This window comes from Sorangium sp. So ce367 (assembly GCF_051520455.1).
Taxonomy (GTDB): domain Bacteria; phylum Myxococcota_A; class Polyangia; order Polyangiales; family Polyangiaceae; genus Sorangium; species Sorangium cellulosum_B.
This window is the reverse complement of the sequence record NZ_CP150334.1, coordinates 10,706,792-10,724,315: the sequence shown is the minus strand read 5'-3', so window position 1 is coordinate 10,724,315 and position 17,524 is coordinate 10,706,792. Positions and strand designations below refer to the sequence as shown.

Genomic DNA, 17,524 nt, shown 5'->3' with positions numbered 1-17,524 from the left:
AACTTCGCCCTACCCGGACGTCCCGGCGTTCGGCCGCGCGGCCCGCCGGCGCGCATCCACGCGCATCGACTCATGATTCCGGCGGAACGCGGGCCCTCGCGAGGGAGCGGCGGGCGCGCGCCGCTCCCAGGCGGAGCGCCCGGCGCCGGGCGCGCGGCGGGTCGCGTGGCAGGTCGCGCGGCAGGTCCAACCAGGCGCCGCGATCGCTCGCGCCGCGAGCTGGCCGCGTCGTCTGTTTGACACCGGAATTCGCGCGGTGGTACGTGGCGCCGGGCGCCCCACGCGCTCGCCCGATAGCGACCTCACACGACCCCGAGGACCCTCCCATGACGCCTCGTTCCCCGTTGCTCCCCGCCGAACCGCTCCCAGGCGCTCCTGGGGCGAACGACGCCCGGCTCCCGGCCCAGGCGCGCCCCGGCCGAGCCTCCCGCCTGGGCGCCGGGCTGCTCTCCTTCGTCCTCGGCGCCGCGATGACCGCCGCCAGCGCGGGCGACGCCGCGGCCCAGACGCGCACGGGAGACGGCGCCAACGGCGACGGCATGGACCTGCACCTGTTCCGGCCGGCGGTCGACTCCAAGGGGCTCTTCTCCGTCAACGGGGCGGACATCCTCGGCGCGAACGACATCAGCCTGGGGCTCGTGCTCGATTACGGGCACAACATCCTGCCGCTCACCGAGAACGACCGGGGAACGGAGATGATGCTCAATCACGCGTTCCAGGGGACGTTCCAGTTCGATTACGGCATCGCCAACTTCCTGGTCGTCGGGCTCTCCGTCCCGGTGGTGCTCAACGGGGGCAAGCCGGTCGACGACATCGGCCCGGGCGGCAGCGCCAACTACGACGACGACTCGCTCGACGCGCAGGCGCTCGGCAACCTGGCGATCCACGCGAAGGCGCGCATCCTCCGCCCCGATCAGGACGTGATCGGCCTCGCGGTGATCGCCCAGGCCGGGATCGGGGTCGGCGGGACCCAGGACTTCGCGTCGGATCCGGGGTTCTTCTTCTGGCCGCAGCTCGTGCTGGAGAAGCGGCTCGGCACGACCAACCCGTTCCGGATCGCGGCGAACGTCGGCTACCGCGGCCACGCCGGGAAGAACCCGGTGTTCGGCCTGCGCCAGGACGGCGCGACCTTCCAGCTCGAGCACGGGGACCTCGAGTACTCCGACCTGATCACCGCCGGGGCCGGCCTGAGCTACCGCGTCCTCACGCCGCTCGACCTCGTGGTCGAGACCTACCTGACCCAGCAGGTCGGCGGCGGCGACAGCGCCAAGCAGAAGCTGTCGGCCGAGGCGATCGGGGGCATCAAGCTCTTCATCGAGCGGAACAGCTTCCTCATGCTCGGCGCCGGCGTCGGGTACACGCCCGGGTTCCAGTCCGCGGCGCAGCGCGCGACCATCGGGTTCGTCTTCGAGCCGTCGATCGGCGATCGGGACGGCGACGGCATCAAGGACGACCAGGACGACTGCCCCGACGAGCCCGAGGACTACGACGGCTTCCAGGACACGAAGGCGGACTCGCCCCCCGGGAAGTACGGCTGCCCGGATCCGGACAACGACGAGGACGGCATCCTCGACGTCGACGACCGCTGCCCGAACAACCCGGAGGACCGCGACGGCGACGAGGACGACGACGGCTGCCCGGAGGGGAGCGACGGCGATCGCGACGGCGACGGCATCCTCGACTCGCGCGACAAGTGCCCGGACGACCCGGAGGACCGCGACGGCTTCCAGGACAAGGACGGCTGCCCGGATCCGGACAACGACAAGGACGGCATCCCCGACAAGTCGGACCAGTGCCCGAACGACCCCGAGGACAGGGACGACTTCGAGGACGAGGACGGGTGCCCGGAGCCCGACAACGACAGGGACGGCATCCCGGACGTTGCCGACAAGTGTCCGAACGATCCGGAGACGTTCAACGGCCTCGAGGACGAGGACGGGTGCCCGGACAAGGGCAGCGTCGTGATCGAGGAGAACAACATCGTCATCCTCGAGAAGATCCAGTTCGCGACCGGCAGCGCCGAGATCCTCCCGGAGTCGTTCGGCATCGTGCAGGCGGTGGCCGAGACGCTCAAGCACCACCCGGAGTTCACGATGATCGAGGTGCAGGGGCACGCCGACGAGCGCTCGGCCGACGCGTACAACCTCAAGCTGACCCAGGCCCGCGCGGACGCGGTCGCCGCGGCGCTGGCGCAGCGCGGCGTCAACAAGAACAGCGTTCGCTCGATGGGCTACGGCGAGTACTGCCCGATCGATCCGGCCCACAACGCGGCCGCCTGGGAGAAGAACCGGCGCGTCGAGTTCAAGGTCGTGCGGACCGACAAGGGGCCGACCAACGTGGAGCTCGGCTGCGCCCTGGCCCGATCCAAGGGCGTCAACCCGCCGCCTCCCTGAGCGAAAGCGCGGCGCCGCCCGGAGCAGAACCGCGGCGCCGCCGATCTGGACAGGACCGGTCGGGCCGGGAGAGAGTGAGCCCATGAAGGCCCGCGCCAGGCGCTCCGCCGCCACCACGCTCGCCGCCACTGCGCTCGCCATCATGGCGAGCGGCTGCATCAACACCGACGCGGCCGTGTTCGTCGAGCCGTCCATCGCGGCGCCCGAGGCGACCGTCTCCTCGAACGCGCTCGGGACCGGCCTTACCGCGAGCTTCGCGCTGGAGCTGCACCTGAGCGCGCGGGCAAGCGGACCCAGCCGCGTCGCGGTGCGCACCTTCGCGATCACGAGCGCCGATCAGAAGACCTCGATCGTCGAGCCGCTCCCCGTCGAGACCACGGCGGCGCTGCCGGTCGAGGTCGCTCCGGACAGCGACGTCACCGTGGCGTTCACCGTCGATACCGGCGCTCAGGGCGGGACGCTCAAGGCTGACGCCGCGGCGGCGCTCTGCGCCGCGGAAGGGATCCGCATCACGGGCGCGATCGAGGACTCGCTGGAGGACGGGGCGACGCCGGTCGCCTCCGCGGTGTTCCACGCGGACTGCCCGTGATGCGGCGCACGCCCGCCGCCCCGGCGCGTTCGCCGGCATTGCCCGGCGTCATCGCGCGCGCGCCGCGCTAAAATGCCCGCCATGGCGCCTCGAGAGATCACCCCCCCTCCGGAGACCGCGGCGGACCGAGCGGTCGGGTCCCCGGGAAACGCCGACGCGCTCCGTTCCACGAACGGCGGGGGCGGAGAGGGGCTCGCGCTCGACGAGGCAGGGCTCGCGGCGCTCCGGCGCGCGGTGGCCGCGTGGCGCGCGGGCCCGGTCGCCGAGGCGTCGGCGCGCTTCCCGCCGCGGAGCGAGCGCTTCACCACGTGGAGCGGCATCGACGTCCCCGACCTCGCGACCCCGGCCGACGCGCCGGTCGACCACGCGGCGGATCTCGGGCTGCCCGGGGAGTACCCGTTCACCCGGGGCGTCCAGCCGACGATGTACCGCGGCAGGCTCTGGACCATGCGGATGTTCGCGGGCTTCGGCACGCCGGAGCAGACGAACGCGCGGTTCAAATACCTGCTCGCAGAGGGCCAGACGGGCCTGTCGACCGCCTTCGATTTCCCGACCCTCATGGGCTACGACTCCGACTCTCCGCGGTCGCTCGGCGAGGTGGGGATGTGCGGTGTCGCGGTCGACACGCTCCGCGACATGGAGGCGCTCTTCGACGGCATCCCGCTCGACCAGGTGACGACGTCGATGACCATCAACGGCCCCGCGGCCGTGCTGCTCGCGTTCTATATCGCGCTCGCCGACAAGCGCGGGATCCCGCGGAGCCGCGTCGGCGGCACCGTGCAGAACGACTGCCTCAAGGAGTTCATCGCCCAGCACGCCTGGCTCGTCCCGCCGCGCCCGGCGATGCGCATCGTGACCGACATGATCGAGTTCTGCGCGCGCGAGGTGCCGCGCTGGAACTCGGTGTCGATCAGCGGCTACCACATCCGGGAGGCGGGCTCGACCGCCGCGCAGGAGCTCGCGTTCACGCTCGCGGACGGGCTCGCCTACGTCGAGAGCTGCGTCGCGCGCGGCCTCGACGTCGACTCCTTCGCGCCGCGCCTGTCGTTCTTCTTCGACGTCCACAGCGACTTCTTCGAGGAGATCGCGAAATTCCGTGCCGCGCGCCGCATGTGGGCGCGGTTCCTCAAGGTGCGGTACGGGGCGAAGAAGGCCGAGAGCATGAAGCTCCGGACGCACGCGCAGACGGCCGGCGTGTCGCTGACGGCGCAGCAGCCGTACAACAACGTGGTCCGCGTCTCGCTCCAGGCGCTCGCCGCCGTGCTCGGCGGCACCCAATCGCTCCACACGAACTCGCTCGACGAGACGTACGCGCTCCCGACCGAGGAGAGCGTGACCATCGCCCTCCGGACCCAGCAGATCATCGCCCACGAGAGCGGGGTCGCGAACACCATCGATCCGCTCGGCGGGAGCTACTATGTGGAGTGGCTCACGGACCGCCTGGAGAAGGAGGCCCTCGAGTACATCCAGCGGATCGACGAGATGGGCGGGATGGTGGCCGCCATCGAGAAGGGGTATCCGCAGCGCGAGATCGCCGCCTCGGCCTACAGGTTTCAACGAGAGCTGGAATCGAACGAGCGGATCATGGTGGGCGTCAACCGCTACGCCGCGGTGGGCGAGAAGACGATCCCCCTCCTCCGGATCGACGAGGAGGTGCAGCGCGTTCAGTGCGAGAACCTGGCCCGGGTCAAGGCCCAGCGCGACCAGGATCGGGTGCGGCGCGCCCTGGCCGACGTGCGGAGCGCCGCGCGCGGCCGTGACAACCTGATGCCGCCCCTCATCGCGGCGGCCAGCGCCTACGCGACCGAGCAGGAGATCTGCGACGTGCTGCGCGACGTCCTGGGGACTTACAGCGATCCGGCCGAGTTCTGAGCACGCGGGAACGCGCGGGAACGCGGGGGTAATCGCGCGGGCAAGAGCGAGCGCGCGCGGCTTGCTGCGGTGCGCCGCGGCCCCGGCGTGCGCATCCGCTCAGGTCGCGGGCGGCGCGGTGGCCGGGGAACCCCTCGATTCGTCAGGTTGACACTTCTCTACCTCGGCCGGTAGAGTGCGCCGGCGTCAGGTTGCCGCAGTCGCGGCTCATCCGTGGCGCCGCCGTACGGTCTGCTGTTGTCGCTGCGCTGCGGCGCTGCGAGCTGTCGGTCGAGTGAGAGGATCGTCGTGGGCGACCGAGGTCGCCGCGTAGGGAGCAAGCTTATGAAGAGTCGATCCATGTCGCGCCGCATTTTTGCCCTTTCGGCGCTCGTCCTATCCGTCGGCGCCACGGCGGCCTGCGACAACAAGCCCGAGGCCGGTGGCAGCACGGGGCCCGCGGGCTCGGCCGGGCCCGCGGCCACGGGCGCGGCGAAGGGCGATGCGAAGGGCGGCGCGAAGTTCGTCACCATCTCCAGGGAGCAGCAGGCGTCCTGGGTTCGTAACTTCAACCCCCTTCTCGGCGAGGGGGCCACGCGCTTCCCCACCGTCGCGGGCATCTACGAGCCCATGATCGTGTACAACACGATGAAGGGCGAGTACGTCCCGTGGCTCGCCACGAAGTACGAGTGGAGCGACGCGAACAAGAAGCTCACCTTCACGACGCGCCCCGAGGTCAAGTGGTCTGACGGACAACCCTTCTCGGCGAAGGACGTCGCGTTCACGTTCGGGCTCCTCAAGAAGTTCCCGGCGCTCGATCTCACGGGCGTTTGGAAGCTCGTCGAGTCGGTCGAGGCCAAGAACGACACCACGGTCGAGTTCGTCTTCAAGGAGGCGTTCGTCCCCGGCCTCACCTACATCGGCCATCAGCCGATCGTGCCGGAGCACAAGTGGAAGGACGTCGCCGACCCGGTCACGTTCACGAACGAGAACCCGGTCGCGACGGGGCCCTTCACCGAGGTGAAGACCTTCCAGAACCAGATCTACGAGCTCGGCAAGAACCCGAACTACTGGCAGAAGGGCAAGCCGGCGGTCGAGGGGCTCCGCTTCCCGGCGTACCCGGGCAACGACCAGGCGAACCTGGCGCTCATCAACGGCGAGGTCGACTGGGCCGGCAACTTCGTGCCCGACATCGACAAGACCTACGTCGCCAAGGACCCGGAGAACAACCACTACTGGTTCCCGCTCGTCGGCGGCACCGTGACGCTCTACCCGAACGCCACGAAGAAGCCGTTCAACGACATCAAGCTGCGCAAGGCCATCAGCATGGCCATCGACCGCGCCCAGATCGCGAAGGTCGCGGTCAACGGCTACACGGTCGGCGCGGACGGGACCGGGCTCGACGACGCCTACGGTCGCTGGCGCAGCGACAAGGCCGCCGCGGCCGGCGACTGGACGACCTTCGACGTCGCCAAGGCGAACGCCCTCCTCGACGAGGCCGGCTACGCCAAGGGCGCCGACGGGATCCGCGCGAAGGACGGCAAGCCGCTGAAGTTCGACATCAACGTCGTGACCGGCTGGTCCGACTGGGTGCGCGCGGTCCAGATCACCGCGCAGAGCCTGAAGGCCGTCGGCATCGAGGCCACGCTGAAGACGTACGACTTCAGCGCGTTCTTCGAGGCGCTCCAGAAGGGCACGTTCGACATGTCGATGGGCTGGACGAACACCGAGCCCACGCCGTTCAACTACTACCGCGATCTCATGGCCCCCGAGTTCGTGAAGGCCGTCGGCGAGGTCTCGAACCGCAACTGGCACCGCTTCGCCGCCAAGGAGGCCGAGCCGCTGTTCAAGAAGTTCGCGGCCGCGACGGATCCGGCGGAGCAGAAGAGCATCGTCGAGGACCTGCAGATGATCTACGCCACGCAGGTGCCGGTCATCCCGCTGTTCAAGAACCCGTCCTGGGGCGAGTACAGCACGAAGCGCTTCGTCGGGTGGCCCAGCAAGGAGAACCCGTACGCGAAGCTGTCGCCGAACAACTCGCCGGACTACCTGCTCGTCCTGACCGAGATCAAGCCGAAGTGACGGCTCCTGCGCTGCGCGCCGGGCGTCCGGCGCGCAGCGTGTGTGTCCCCGCCTAGCGGCGTTTCTCTCTCTCTCTTCTCTCTTTCACCCCCGACTCAGCACAAACCTTGGCCGCCGGCGGCGCCGGTGCGAAGATCGCACTGCATGCTTCCCTCGGGCGTCCAGATTGCGCGCTTCGCTGCGCTCCTCTCCGGAGTCTTCCTCGCCGCCTGCGGCGGCAACCAGCACGCGGGCGCCGCGGCGTTCTGGGAGGGCGACACCGTCGATCCCGCCGCGCCGGCGGATCAGGCGGGCGCGAAGAAGAAGGCGCCGCGCAGGGCTTTCGGCGCGCCCGACGATTTCGGCGGCGCCCCGCAGACGCCCGAGGAGCGGGCGCCCTCGTCGTGGGTGGGGGTGCGGCACGATCTCTCGCTCGCGCGCGCCGACTCGCGCAAGGAGCGCTGCAGCTGCCTGGCCGTCGAGGTGGGGGAAGCGCGCGATCCCAGGTTCCAGTGGGCGGCCGGCGCGCCGGAGACCTCGGCCAATACGCTGGCCATCGCGCTGAGCGCGCGCGGGGTGCCCTGCCCGGGCGGCGCTCCCGACGAGGAGAGCCGGCGACCCTCGATCTCGGCGGTCGATCAGGAGGGGAACGATATCGTCATCGAGGTCGAGGAGCTGCCCGCAGGACGGCCGCTCGCGACGGGCGCCGTGATCCCGAGGCCCGCTCCGGGCGGGGCGATCTACGTGAAGGGGCGCAGCGCGAAGATCCCGTATGCGCGCGCCGCGGGCGGCGCGCGCTGCAAGGTCTACTGAGCGCCTGCGCTGCAGGGACAGGCGCTGAGCCGGGCAGACGGGCTCACTGGGCGGGAGCGCCGGCGCAGATCCAGTCGTTGATCTTCTTGATGCTGGCCTCGGGCAGGGCAGCGCCCTTGTCCGGGGGGGGCATGCGCGTGTCGTCGCCGCAGAGGCCGGTGCCGCGCACCTTGTTGATGATGTAGCTCTCGCTCGGCTTGCCCGGCACGACGAGCATCCGGCCGGTGCACTCCGCGCTCGCGCCGTTGACGAGCTCGCCATGGGCCGCGTTCGCGCGGAGATCGAGGCCGGCCGCCGCGGGGCCGGCGTTGCCGTGGCACCCCGCGCAGGTCGTGTTCAGGATCATCCGCACATCAGCGAAGGTCGCGGTGCCCGCGCCGCAGAGGGGGTCGCCGGGAGCGGAGCCGCCTTCGCCGGCGCCGCCGGAGCCGCCTTCGCCGGCGCCGCCGGAGCCGCCTTCGCCGGCGCCGCCCTGGCCGCCGGAGCCGCCTTCGCCGCCGCCGGTGGCGCCGCCCTGGCCGCCGGAGCCGCCTTCGCCGCCGCCCTGGCCCGCGCTGCTGCTGCTGCTGGCGCTGCTGCTGGTCGAGCTGCTGGAGCTGGAGCTGGAGCTGGTGCTGGTGTCGGTCTCGCCACCATCGTCAGAGCAGGCAGCCGCCGAGAACCCGATGGTCAGACAGAGGACCAGTTGAAGTGCAGTTTTCTGGGAAAGCATGTGAGGACCTCTTTGACGCTGTGTTTGCGCGGCGAGCGCCGCGCTGTCGATTCGCGGAGGACCCTAGATGGCCTTGTGAGCATCCACAACGCATTTCACGAAGTGAAAATGGTTATCGTTATCGCGAGCTCGCGACACTGCAATGAAATGATGGTGCTGTACCGGGATCGGTTCGTCGCGTCTACGCGGAGAGCGCCTTCGACGAGAGCAGCTCTCCGGGATCGCGCTCGGCCAGGTCCTCGAAGCGCGGGAGGTCGGCGAGGCGGCGCGTCGTCGTGGCGCAGGTCTCGGGGTCGCGCTGGAACGCGATCGCGCGGCTGAGGGCCTGCTTCGACACCCCCCTGAGCAGCGCGGGCGAGTGCGTCGTCGCCACGATCTGGCAGACGGAGGGCCGCGCCGCCCCCTCGAGGAGCTGCGCGAGCACGGCGGCGCGCTCGGGGTGCATGCCGGCGTCCGGGTCCTCCACGAGGAGGAGCGACCCCTCCGGCGCGGTGAGCACGCCGGCGATCTTGCCGAGCGCGCGCAGCGCGCCGTCCGGGAGGCTCGGCGCCGGGACGCGGGCGCCGCCCTTCTCGACGAGCACCATCATGACGTCGCCGAGGCCCGTCTCCGCGAACTCGATATCTTCGATCTCGGGCGCGAAGATCGAGCGCACCCAGCCGAGCACATCGGCCTTGTGCTCGGCCTCCTGGCAGAGCCAGCGGAGCACGGCGGAGAGGTTCTGCCCGCCGGCGCCGAGGTTCTCTATCTCGTGCGGCACATAACCCCTCATCCGCGAAGGATCGATGTCGAGCGACAGCGTGCTCCGCATCGCGACCTGGAGCGCGTTGCAGAGCGCGATGACGTCCGCGAGGCTCACGTCCTCGCCGCGACCGCGGTGGTGCTCTATCTGGCCGAGCAGGCTGCGCCGGGCGGGGTTGCGATCCATGGATGCGATCCGCATCGAGCGGCCCTTCTTCGACGCCGCCTTCATCGCTCCGCCCGAGGCGAACCCCTCCAGCCCCTTCAGCGCCGACGCCGGCGTGTCGAAGAGCGGGCCCCCGGCCGACCTCGCCTCGAGCGACTCGTGCTCCACGATCACGTCAGGCTCGACCTGACACGTGATCTTGTGTGTGAGCTCCTCCTTCCCGATCGCCCATCGGCTCTCGATGGTGAACGATTTGGCGCCCCTGTGCGTGGCCCCTTGCGTGCCGCCGCGCAGGCCCGGCCACACCTCGCGCCTGCCGTCGACGCGGCCGCGGAAGATGTCGCACAGGGGTAGATCCAGCCCGACGCCCTGCAGGAAGCGCAGGGCGTCGAGGAAGTTGCTCTTCCCGGCGCCGTTGGCCCCGAGCAGCAGCGTGAAGGGGGACAGCTCCACCGTTTGATCGGCGAAGCTCTTGAAGTTCCTGAGTCGGATGGATGTCAGCATGCCTGGCCGCCCGCAGCCATCATGTGACCAGGCAGCCGGCCGGATGTAAAGCGCCGGCCGACGGCTCAGCGAAAGTCGATGAGCTCGACGTCGAACACCAGCATGCCGGCGGGCGCGCCGGGCCGTGTGGGCTTGTCGCCGTAAGCGAGGTCGGTCGGTATCCAGAATCGCGCCTTCTCGCCTTTCACCATCAGCTGTAAGCCCTCCGTCCACCCCTTGATCACGCCGCCCACCGGGAAGGTGGCCGGCTCGTCGCGGACGATGGAGCTGTCGAACATCTTCCCGTCCGTGGTCCACCCCGTGTAGTGGACGACGACGCGGCTCGTGGGCTTCGGGTGCTCGGTGCCGGTGCCCTTCTGCAGGACCTGGTAGGCGAGCCCGGAGGCGGTCTTCTTCGCGGTCTTCGGCGCCGCCTTCACGTCCTTCGGCGCGGGCGGAGGCTTCGGCGCGGGGGCGAAGTCGAGCAGCTCGACGTCGAACACAAGCATTCCGGCCGGGGCGCCCGGCTGGGCCGGCGTGTCGCCATAGGCGAGGGCCCCGGGGATCCAGAGGCGGCGCTTCTCGCCCTTGCTCATGAGCTGGAGCGCCTCCGTCCACCCCTTGATCACGCCGCCCACCGGGAAGGTGGCCGGCTCGTTGCGGACGATGGAGCTGTCGAACATCTTCCCGTCCGTGGTCCACCCCGTGTAGTGGACCGTCACCTTGTCGTCCGGGCCGGGATGCGCCGTGTCCTTGCCCGGCGCCAGCACCTTGGACGCGAGGCCCGATGCCGTCTTCTGCGCGTCGGCGGGCGGCGCCGCGACGTCCGGCGGCGCGGGCAGGCCGGCGGGCTCGGGCGGCGGCTGCGGCGAGGCGGCGGGCTCGGGGGTGGGCGCCGGCGGCGGGGCCGGCTTGACCGAGGCGCTCACCGGCGCGTCGGCGATCGCCTGTGAGGCGGGCTTCTGGTCGCACGCGGTGAGGGGGACGGCGAACATCGCAACGAGGACGAGAGAGAAGCGCTTCATGCGCGGCTTCATAGCTCGTCCGCCGTCGAGAGCCGGTATTTTTGTGAGGTGCACGCGTGAGGTGCACGCCGCGGTTCCGACGGCTCTGGATCCGATTGGGGCCGTCGGCGGTCGGCCGTCCGTCGTACCTCCATTCCGCCGTTCGAGGGATCTCGACCTGACTGCGAGGACGGTCTAGCGTGCGCCCGCCATGGGGAGATCGATATATTTCTTCGGCGCAGGGCAGGCGGACGGGGACGCACAGCAGAAGGATCTGCTCGGCGGAAAGGGCGCGGGGCTCGCCGAGATGACCCGCCTCGGCATCCCGGTGCCGCCGGGCTTCACGGTCACCACCGAGGTCTGCAACGCCTATTACGCCTCGGGCAAGGCGCTCCCCGCCGGCGTCGAGGACGAGATCAAGGCGGCGATCGGCCGGCTGGAGGCGCTGCGCGGCGCCGGGTTCGGCAGCCCCGAGGCGCCGCTGCTCGTGTCGGTCCGCTCGGGCGCGCGCGCGTCCATGCCGGGAATGATGGATACCATCCTGAACCTCGGCCTGAACGACGAGATCGCGCGGGGGCTCGCGCGGCGCACGGGCAGCGAGCGATTCGCGCTCGACGCCTATCGGCGGTTCATCCTGGCGTATGCCGATATCGTGCTCGGCGTGCCCCGCGACCGCTTCGAGGAGGCGCTCGGCCGCGCGCGCAGGCAGGCCGCCGCGAAGCTCGGCGTCGACGCGACGCGCCTGAACTCCGCCGAGCTCGAGCGCAAGGTGCCCGACTCCCAGCTCGATCCGGAGTCGCTCGCGGCCTTGATCCAGCGCCAGAAGGATATCGTCCTCGGGGCGACGGGCCGCCCGTTCCCCGACGAGCCGTACGCGCAGCTCTGGGGGGCGATCGGCGCCGTATTCGATAGCTGGAAGAACCACCGGGCGCAGGTGTACCGGAAGATGCACGACATCCCGGAGGCCTGGGGGACAGCTTGCACCGTCCAGGTGATGGTGTTCGGCAACCTGGGCGACGACTCCGGCACGGGGGTCGCGTTCACGCGCGATCCGTCGACCGGAGAGCGGCGCTTCTACGGCGAGTGGCTCCCCAACGCGCAGGGCGAGGACGTCGTCGCGGGGGTGCGCACGCCGCACCCGCTGTCGGTCTCCGGAACTGGCACCGGAACTGGCACCGGAACCGGCGCCGGCGTGGACGACGAGAGCTCGCTCGAGGCGCGGATGCCCGCGGCGTACGCGGCGCTCGTCGAGGTGCAGGGCAAGCTCGAGCAGCACTTCCGCGACGTGCAGGATCTGGAGTTCACGATCCAGCAGAAGGAGCTCTTCCTGCTCCAGTGCCGCACCGCCAAGCGCACGGGCCGCGCGGCCGTGCGCATCGCGGTCGAGATGGCCAAGGAGGGCCTGATCAGCCAGCGGGAGGCCATCCTGCGGGTGGATCCGGGCTCGATCGATCAGCTGCTGCACCCGAGCATCGACCCGAGCGCACCGAAGTCGCTGCTCGCGCGCGGCCTGCCGGCGAGCCCGGGGGCGGCGACGGGGCAGGTGGTGTTCAGCGCGGACGAGGCGGAGCGGCGCGCGGGCCAGGGCAGGGCGGTGATCCTCGTGCGCTCCGAGACGTCGCCGGAGGACATCCACGGCATGAAGGCGGCGCGCGGCATCCTGACGGCCCGCGGCGGCATGACGAGCCACGCGGCCGTCGTGGCGCGGGGGATGGGCAAGAGCTGCGTCGCCGGCTGCTCGGCCATCAGCGTGAGCCAGGGCCGGATGGCGGTGACGATCTACGACGATCACGGGCGCTCGACCGGCACGATCACGGTGAAGGACGGCGATCTCATCACGCTCGACGGCGGCACCGGCACGGTCTACCTCGGGGCGGTGCCGACCATCCCGGCGGCGCTGAGCGGCGAGTTCGAGGAGCTCATGGCCTGGGCCGACGCGGTCCGGCGCCTCCGGGTGCGGTCGAACGCCGACACGCCGCACGACGCGAGGACGGCGCGCAACTTCGGCGCCGAGGGCATCGGGCTCTGCCGCACCGAGCACATGTTCTTCGACGAGGAGCGCATCCAGGCGGTGCGCGAGATGATCCTCGCGGACGGCGAGCTCGGGCGGCGGCGCGCGCTCGAGAAGCTGCTCCCGTTCCAGCGCAGCGACTTCGTGGGCGTCTTCCGGGAGATGGCCGGCCTGCCGGTGACGATCCGGCTGCTCGATCCGCCGCTGCACGAGTTCTTGCCGCAGGACGAGGCGCAGCTCCAGCAGCTCTCGAGGGCGACGGGCGTCTCCGCAAAGGATCTCCAGCGCAAGAGCGAGGAGCTCGCCGAGTACAACCCCATGCTCGGCCACCGCGGCTGCCGGCTGGCGATCACGTCGCCGGAGATCTACGAGATGCAGGCGCGCGCCATCCTCGAGGCGGCGTGCGAGGTCGCGGCGGCGGGCATCGAGGTGGAGCCGGAGATCATGATCCCGCTCAGCATGACCCGGCGCGAGCTCGCGCTCACGCGCGCGCTCGTCGAGGGGGTCGCCGAGAAGGTCTTCGCCGAGAAGGGGCGGCGGGTCGACGTCCGGTTCGGGACGATGATCGAGCTCCCGCGCGCCGCGCTCAGGGCCGGCGAGCTGGCCGAGGAGGCCGAGTTCTTCAGCTTCGGCACGAACGATCTCACGCAGACGAGCCTGGGCATCTCGCGCGACGACGCGGGCCGGTTCCTCGGCGCGTACGTCGAGGCCGGCATCTTCGCGAAGGATCCGTTCCAGTCGCTGGACGTGCCCGGCGTCGGAGAGCTCGTGGAGATCGGGCGGGATCGAGGGCGCGCGGCGCGGCCCGGGCTGAAGCTCGGTGTCTGCGGCGAGCACGGCGGCGATCCGAGCTCGATCGCGTTCTTCGAGCGGGCGGGGCTCGATTACGTGTCGTGCTCCCCGTTCCGCGTCCCCATCGCCCGCCTCGCCGCGGCGCAGGCGGCGCTCGCGGCCGAGGCCGCGAGGGGTCCGCGCGCGACGGACTGACACCCACCCTCCGGCGACATATGCCCGGACAGGGCGCCGGGACATCCGTTCTCACGAGCGTGCTTTGATTACGCTCGTGCGAGCTTTGGTATCGCGCCAAGTCTGCTAAACCAGGAACCTCGCTGTTCATCGCCGGTGTCTCGCCGGGCGCGCCTGCCTGCCCGAGCTGCTGCACCGCGCGCTGGCGAGACATGGAGGTTTCATGCGTCATCTCGGCGTCTCCTCTGCGCTCCTCGCATTTCTCGGGGCCGCGACATCGGGTGTGTTCGTCGCGGTCGGCTGCCACGCCTCGGGCCCGCACGTCGATGTCGGCGCGAGCGGCGGTGCGCCCGGCGACGGCGGAGGCGGCGCGGGCGGCGGCGGCGCGCCCGAGGGCAGCAGCGGCAGCGGTGATTTCGTTCCGGATAACGGCCTTGGCGGGGCTGCCCCCGGCGACGCCGGCGGCGGCGGCGACGCCGCCGTGAACCCGTGCGGGACCCAGTGCGGCCCCGAGGAGCTCTGCGATCTCAACCACCTCGGCCTCGACGACGACTGCGACGGTCAGGTCGACGAGACGTGCTCCTGCGTCGCGGGGCAGGCGCACGCGTGCTTCATGGGCGATCCGTCGTACCGCGGGGCGGAGGGGTGTTTTCCGGGCACCGAGCTTTGCAACGAGGTGGGCGTCTGGGGGCCCTGCGTCGGCGGCAGCCACGCGACCGAGGCGTGCTTCCGCGAGAACCCCGCGGGGTGCCACGCGCTGAGGGTGCCTCCGTTCGCGAACGTGGATCTGAAGGAGGGGACAGGCACGTTCAGCGTGGACGCCGAGCCTGGCTCGGAGACATGGAGCGTCGTTTGCCCCGCGGGCATCGACCCGTGTCCGGCGGTCTCCGGGGCGAGCCCGGCGGATGATTACAAGCCGCTCCAGTCGGGGGAGTACAAGGTCATCTACACGAAGCGCCTCGCCGACGGCGCGACCGACTCGTGCGAGTATGCCCTTTACGTCGGCGCGCCCGGCCTCCGGGTCGAGCTCGAGTGGGAGCACGACCTCGGCGGCGAGGGGGTGGATCTCGATCTGCACCTGCACAAGCCGGGCGACACGCGGCCGTGGGCGGTCGCCGGCTCGCCGGACGACTGCGGTTACAACAACTGCACCGTGGACACGCTGGGGTCGGATCCGGAGCTGCGGTGGTTCAGCGACGGCGCGTCGCCGCCGGAGCCGGTGAGCTGGTATCTGGACCCGGATGAGGCCAAGAATACGTGTTATTACGCCCCTCGCGGCGCCGGGCGGGCGTGGCGCGATCTCGGCCAGGGTTGCTACAACCCGCGGCTCGATATCGACAACATCACGTGCGACCCCGACGTCACGGACCCGGACAGCGATGATTTTTGCGCGCCCGAGAACATCAACGTGGATTTTCCGCCGTTCGGGCAGTGGACGCGGATCGGCGTCCATTACTACTCGGCGCATGGCCGGAACTACGCGGTCCACCCGCGGATCAAGATCTTCTGCAATGGCTCCCTCGGGGCGGATCTCGGCCCGACCGGGTTCTACGACCCGGAGGCGCCCGTCACGTTCGCGCCGGCCGACGGGAACACCCGGTACTGGCTGGTCGCCGACGTCGCGTTCGTCGAGGGGGGGGAGTGCGGGGAGGACACCTGCGTGGTGAGGCCGCTGTACGAGGACGAGACGCTGAAGACGCCGCTGCTGACGACGCGGTCGGCGGTGGAGTCGAGCTTCGGTCCGGCGTACCCGCCGGCGCCCTGATCGCCGGTCTCCCCGGGGCCGCGGGGGGCGCCCGCGGCCCCGCGCGCGGGCGCTTTACAGGGGCGGCGGGGCGGTGCACGCTAGCGGCATGGGCATCTTCGACCGGATGGGAAAGGTCATCTCGAGCAACGTCAACGCGCTCCTCGACAAGGCGGAAGATCCGAAAAAGTCGCTGGATCTCATCGTCGAGGAGATGAAGGACCAGGTCCGCGCGGCGCGGAAGGAGCTGGTCGACGCGGTGGCGGCCGAGAAGGTGCTGCGCAAGAAGGTCGACGAGCTCGACGCCGAGGCGGAGAAGTGGGAGAAGCGCGCCGAGCTCGCGCTGAAGGCGAACGACGAGAAGCTCGCGCGCGAGGCGCTCGTGCAGAAGAAGCGGGTGGTGGGCGAGCGCGACCGCGCCGAGGCGATGCGCGCGGAGCAGCGCTCGGCGGTGCTCTCGATGAAGACCGAGCTCGAGCGCATGGAGGCCAAGCAGGAGGAGTTCCAGGCGCGGAAGGGCACGCTCGCGGCGCAGATCCAGCAGCAGCGCGCCGGCGGCGGCGCCGAGGGGCTCGGGGCGAGGGGCGGCCAGAGCGCCTTCTCCGAGTTCCGGCGCATGGAGGAGCAGGTCGAGGGGCAGGTGGCGCAGGTCGCGGCGTCGCGCGAGATCGAGGAGGCGATCTCCGGCGGCGGGCTGTCGGCGGCCGAGCTGGAGGCGAAGTTCGCCCAGCTCGAGCACGGCCGCGGCAGCGCCGGCGCCGGCAGCGCGGACAAGCCGGGCGGGGCGGCGGTCGACGACGAGCTCGCCGCGCTGAAGAAGCGGATCCGGATCGGGTCCTGAGGGGCTGAAAGAAGAGCGGCGGAGGGCGGGGAGCGGCGGCCGTCCTCGCCGGACGCGCTGTGGCGGCGCCGGCGCCGGCGCCGGCGCCGCATCGAGTGACATTCCGCCTCGGCGAGCATCCTTCCTTCGACAGGTGACGAAGGCTCCACATCACGGAGCGGTGGAGGCGACCTCCCGCACCTCGGAGCGACCGCCGGGGGCGCGTCGCGAGATTGCGGGTTCAGCCGTATGGACCGAACTTTGGGGCGTACCTGTAGCTCATGTTACGCTTTCGCGCGTCACAGAAAGCCGAGGTGCGCATGAAGTGGAGTTCGATCGTCTTTCTTGGGTGCTTGCTGGTGGCCTGCGGGGATGATGAGATCAGCTTTGGCAGCGGCGGCGCGGGCGGTCGTGCCGAAGGTGGGGGCGGCGCGGGCACCGGCGGCAAGGCGGAAGGCGGAGGCGGCGCGGGCACGGGCGGCAGCGCCGAAGGCGGCGGCGGCGCGGGCACGGGCGGCAGCGCCGAAGGCGGCGGCGGCGCAGGGACGGGCGGCAGCGCCGAAGGCGGCGGCGGCGCGGGCACGGGCGGCAGCGCCGAAGGCGGCGGCGGCGCGGGCACGGGCGGCGATGCGGAAGGGGGCGGCGGCGCGGGCGGCAGCAGCCTCGATACGACGGAGCTCGCGATCGCTTACGATGAAGCCGCCACGGCGGGTTGCGCGACGTTCGTGGACGGGGCCTGGGGTGTCGGGGAGACCGACTTCATCGACGGTGAGCCCACGAACGACGATTGCGCCCTGGTGCCCGTGCTGGTCGAGGGGAGTCCCTACTGGATCACGTCGGGTGAGTTCGAAGGGGACATCGATCTCGACAGCCTGGAGCACTCGTTCTCGACCGCGGCGGCGGCGATCGACGAGGGGAGTTATTCGATCGTCCTCCGCAACTTCACGTTCGAGGAGATCTTCACCGGAAGTATCGAGGTGGCGGACGTGACCGACGAGGCCGTCACTCTCTCCATCGAGTAGAGCACGCCGCAGATCAAGCGGCACGCCGCCGCCCGACGGTGGCCGTACCTGACGGAGAGGAAGAACGTAAAGGGCGCGACCAGGCAAGGCTGCTCGCGTGCGCGCGGTGCGGTTGCGCTGGTCGGCCTCGCTCGTCTCGACTCCTCAT

General features: G+C 70.9%; 12 protein-coding genes. 9 read left to right on the top strand and 3 right to left on the bottom strand.

Features of this window, described 5'->3' with window-relative positions; all coding sequences use genetic code 11:
• The first annotated feature begins 326 nt into the window (after nt 1-326).
• The 5 genes from WME97_RS40605 to WME97_RS40585 all read left to right on the top strand — a co-directional run bounded on the left by WME97_RS40605 (nt 327) and on the right by WME97_RS40585 (nt 7,707).
• Nucleotides 327-2,393 (top strand): OmpA family protein, encoded by a 2,067-nt coding sequence (locus WME97_RS40605; RefSeq protein WP_437545779.1) that lies wholly within the window; start codon nt 327-329, stop codon nt 2,391-2,393.
• A gap of 82 nt (nt 2,394-2,475) precedes the next feature.
• Nucleotides 2,476-2,982: a hypothetical protein gene (locus tag WME97_RS40600; RefSeq protein ID WP_437545777.1), complete on the top strand. Its 507-nt coding sequence runs from the start codon at nt 2,476-2,478 to the stop codon at nt 2,980-2,982.
• Between the two features lie 81 nt (nt 2,983-3,063).
• Entirely contained in the window at nt 3,064-4,854 is a 1,791-nt protein-coding gene (locus WME97_RS40595; protein WP_437545775.1) for an acyl-CoA mutase large subunit family protein, read from the top strand.
• Nucleotides 4,855-5,178: 324 nt separating this feature from the next.
• Nucleotides 5,179-6,915: an ABC transporter substrate-binding protein gene (locus WME97_RS40590; protein ID WP_437545774.1), complete on the top strand. Its 1,737-nt coding sequence runs from the start codon at nt 5,179-5,181 to the stop codon at nt 6,913-6,915.
• 144 nt (nt 6,916-7,059) lie between these two features.
• Entirely contained in the window at nt 7,060-7,707 is a 648-nt protein-coding gene (locus tag WME97_RS40585; RefSeq protein ID WP_437545772.1) for a hypothetical protein, read from the top strand.
• 43 nt (nt 7,708-7,750) lie between these two features.
• Here WME97_RS40585 and WME97_RS40580 read toward each other — a convergent pair whose 3' ends face one another.
• The 3 genes from WME97_RS40580 to WME97_RS40570 all read right to left on the bottom strand — a co-directional run bounded on the left by WME97_RS40580 (nt 7,751) and on the right by WME97_RS40570 (nt 10,834).
• Nucleotides 7,751-8,419, bottom strand: coding sequence for a c-type cytochrome domain-containing protein (locus tag WME97_RS40580; RefSeq protein ID WP_437545770.1), 669 nt, complete (start codon nt 8,417-8,419; stop codon nt 7,751-7,753).
• A gap of 181 nt (nt 8,420-8,600) precedes the next feature.
• Nucleotides 8,601-9,830 (bottom strand): AAA family ATPase, encoded by a 1,230-nt coding sequence (locus WME97_RS40575; RefSeq protein WP_437545768.1) that lies wholly within the window; start codon nt 9,828-9,830, stop codon nt 8,601-8,603.
• A gap of 65 nt (nt 9,831-9,895) precedes the next feature.
• Nucleotides 9,896-10,834 (bottom strand): FKBP-type peptidyl-prolyl cis-trans isomerase, encoded by a 939-nt coding sequence (locus WME97_RS40570; protein ID WP_437545766.1) that lies wholly within the window; start codon nt 10,832-10,834, stop codon nt 9,896-9,898.
• A 190-nt stretch (nt 10,835-11,024) separates the two neighbouring features.
• Between WME97_RS40570 and ppdK the strand changes: the two genes are divergently transcribed.
• The 4 genes from ppdK (at nt 11,025) to WME97_RS40550 (ending at nt 17,376) form a co-directional block, all read left to right on the top strand.
• Nucleotides 11,025-13,811, top strand: a complete 2,787-nt coding sequence (ppdK, locus tag WME97_RS40565; RefSeq protein WP_437545764.1) for a pyruvate, phosphate dikinase — start codon at nt 11,025-11,027, stop codon at nt 13,809-13,811.
• 202 nt (nt 13,812-14,013) lie between these two features.
• Complete coding sequence (locus tag WME97_RS40560; protein ID WP_437545763.1) at nt 14,014-15,555, top strand: hypothetical protein; 1,542 nt, start codon at nt 14,014-14,016, stop codon at nt 15,553-15,555.
• Between the two features lie 88 nt (nt 15,556-15,643).
• Nucleotides 15,644-16,375, top strand: coding sequence for a PspA/IM30 family protein (locus WME97_RS40555; RefSeq protein WP_437545761.1), 732 nt, complete (start codon nt 15,644-15,646; stop codon nt 16,373-16,375).
• 299 nt (nt 16,376-16,674) lie between these two features.
• Entirely contained in the window at nt 16,675-17,376 is a 702-nt protein-coding gene (locus WME97_RS40550; protein WP_437545759.1) for a hypothetical protein, read from the top strand.
• Nucleotides 17,377-17,524: the final 148 nt, after the last annotated feature.

Coding starts and splice junctions, on each gene's coding strand:
- WME97_RS40605 (WP_437545779.1), top strand. CDS start 327: ATGACGCCTCGTTCCCCGTTGCTCCCCGCCGAACCGCTCCCAGGCGCT.
- WME97_RS40600 (WP_437545777.1), top strand. CDS start 2,476: ATGAAGGCCCGCGCCAGGCGCTCCGCCGCCACCACGCTCGCCGCCACT.
- WME97_RS40595 (WP_437545775.1), top strand. CDS start 3,064: ATGGCGCCTCGAGAGATCACCCCCCCTCCGGAGACCGCGGCGGACCGA.
- WME97_RS40590 (WP_437545774.1), top strand. CDS start 5,179: ATGAAGAGTCGATCCATGTCGCGCCGCATTTTTGCCCTTTCGGCGCTC.
- WME97_RS40585 (WP_437545772.1), top strand. CDS start 7,060: ATGCTTCCCTCGGGCGTCCAGATTGCGCGCTTCGCTGCGCTCCTCTCC.
- WME97_RS40580 (WP_437545770.1), bottom strand. CDS start 8,419: ATGCTTTCCCAGAAAACTGCACTTCAACTGGTCCTCTGTCTGACCATC.
- WME97_RS40575 (WP_437545768.1), bottom strand. CDS start 9,830: ATGCTGACATCCATCCGACTCAGGAACTTCAAGAGCTTCGCCGATCAA.
- WME97_RS40570 (WP_437545766.1), bottom strand. CDS start 10,834: ATGAAGCGCTTCTCTCTCGTCCTCGTTGCGATGTTCGCCGTCCCCCTC.
- ppdK (WP_437545764.1), top strand. CDS start 11,025: ATGGGGAGATCGATATATTTCTTCGGCGCAGGGCAGGCGGACGGGGAC.
- WME97_RS40560 (WP_437545763.1), top strand. CDS start 14,014: ATGCGTCATCTCGGCGTCTCCTCTGCGCTCCTCGCATTTCTCGGGGCC.
- WME97_RS40555 (WP_437545761.1), top strand. CDS start 15,644: ATGGGCATCTTCGACCGGATGGGAAAGGTCATCTCGAGCAACGTCAAC.
- WME97_RS40550 (WP_437545759.1), top strand. CDS start 16,675: ATGAAGTGGAGTTCGATCGTCTTTCTTGGGTGCTTGCTGGTGGCCTGC.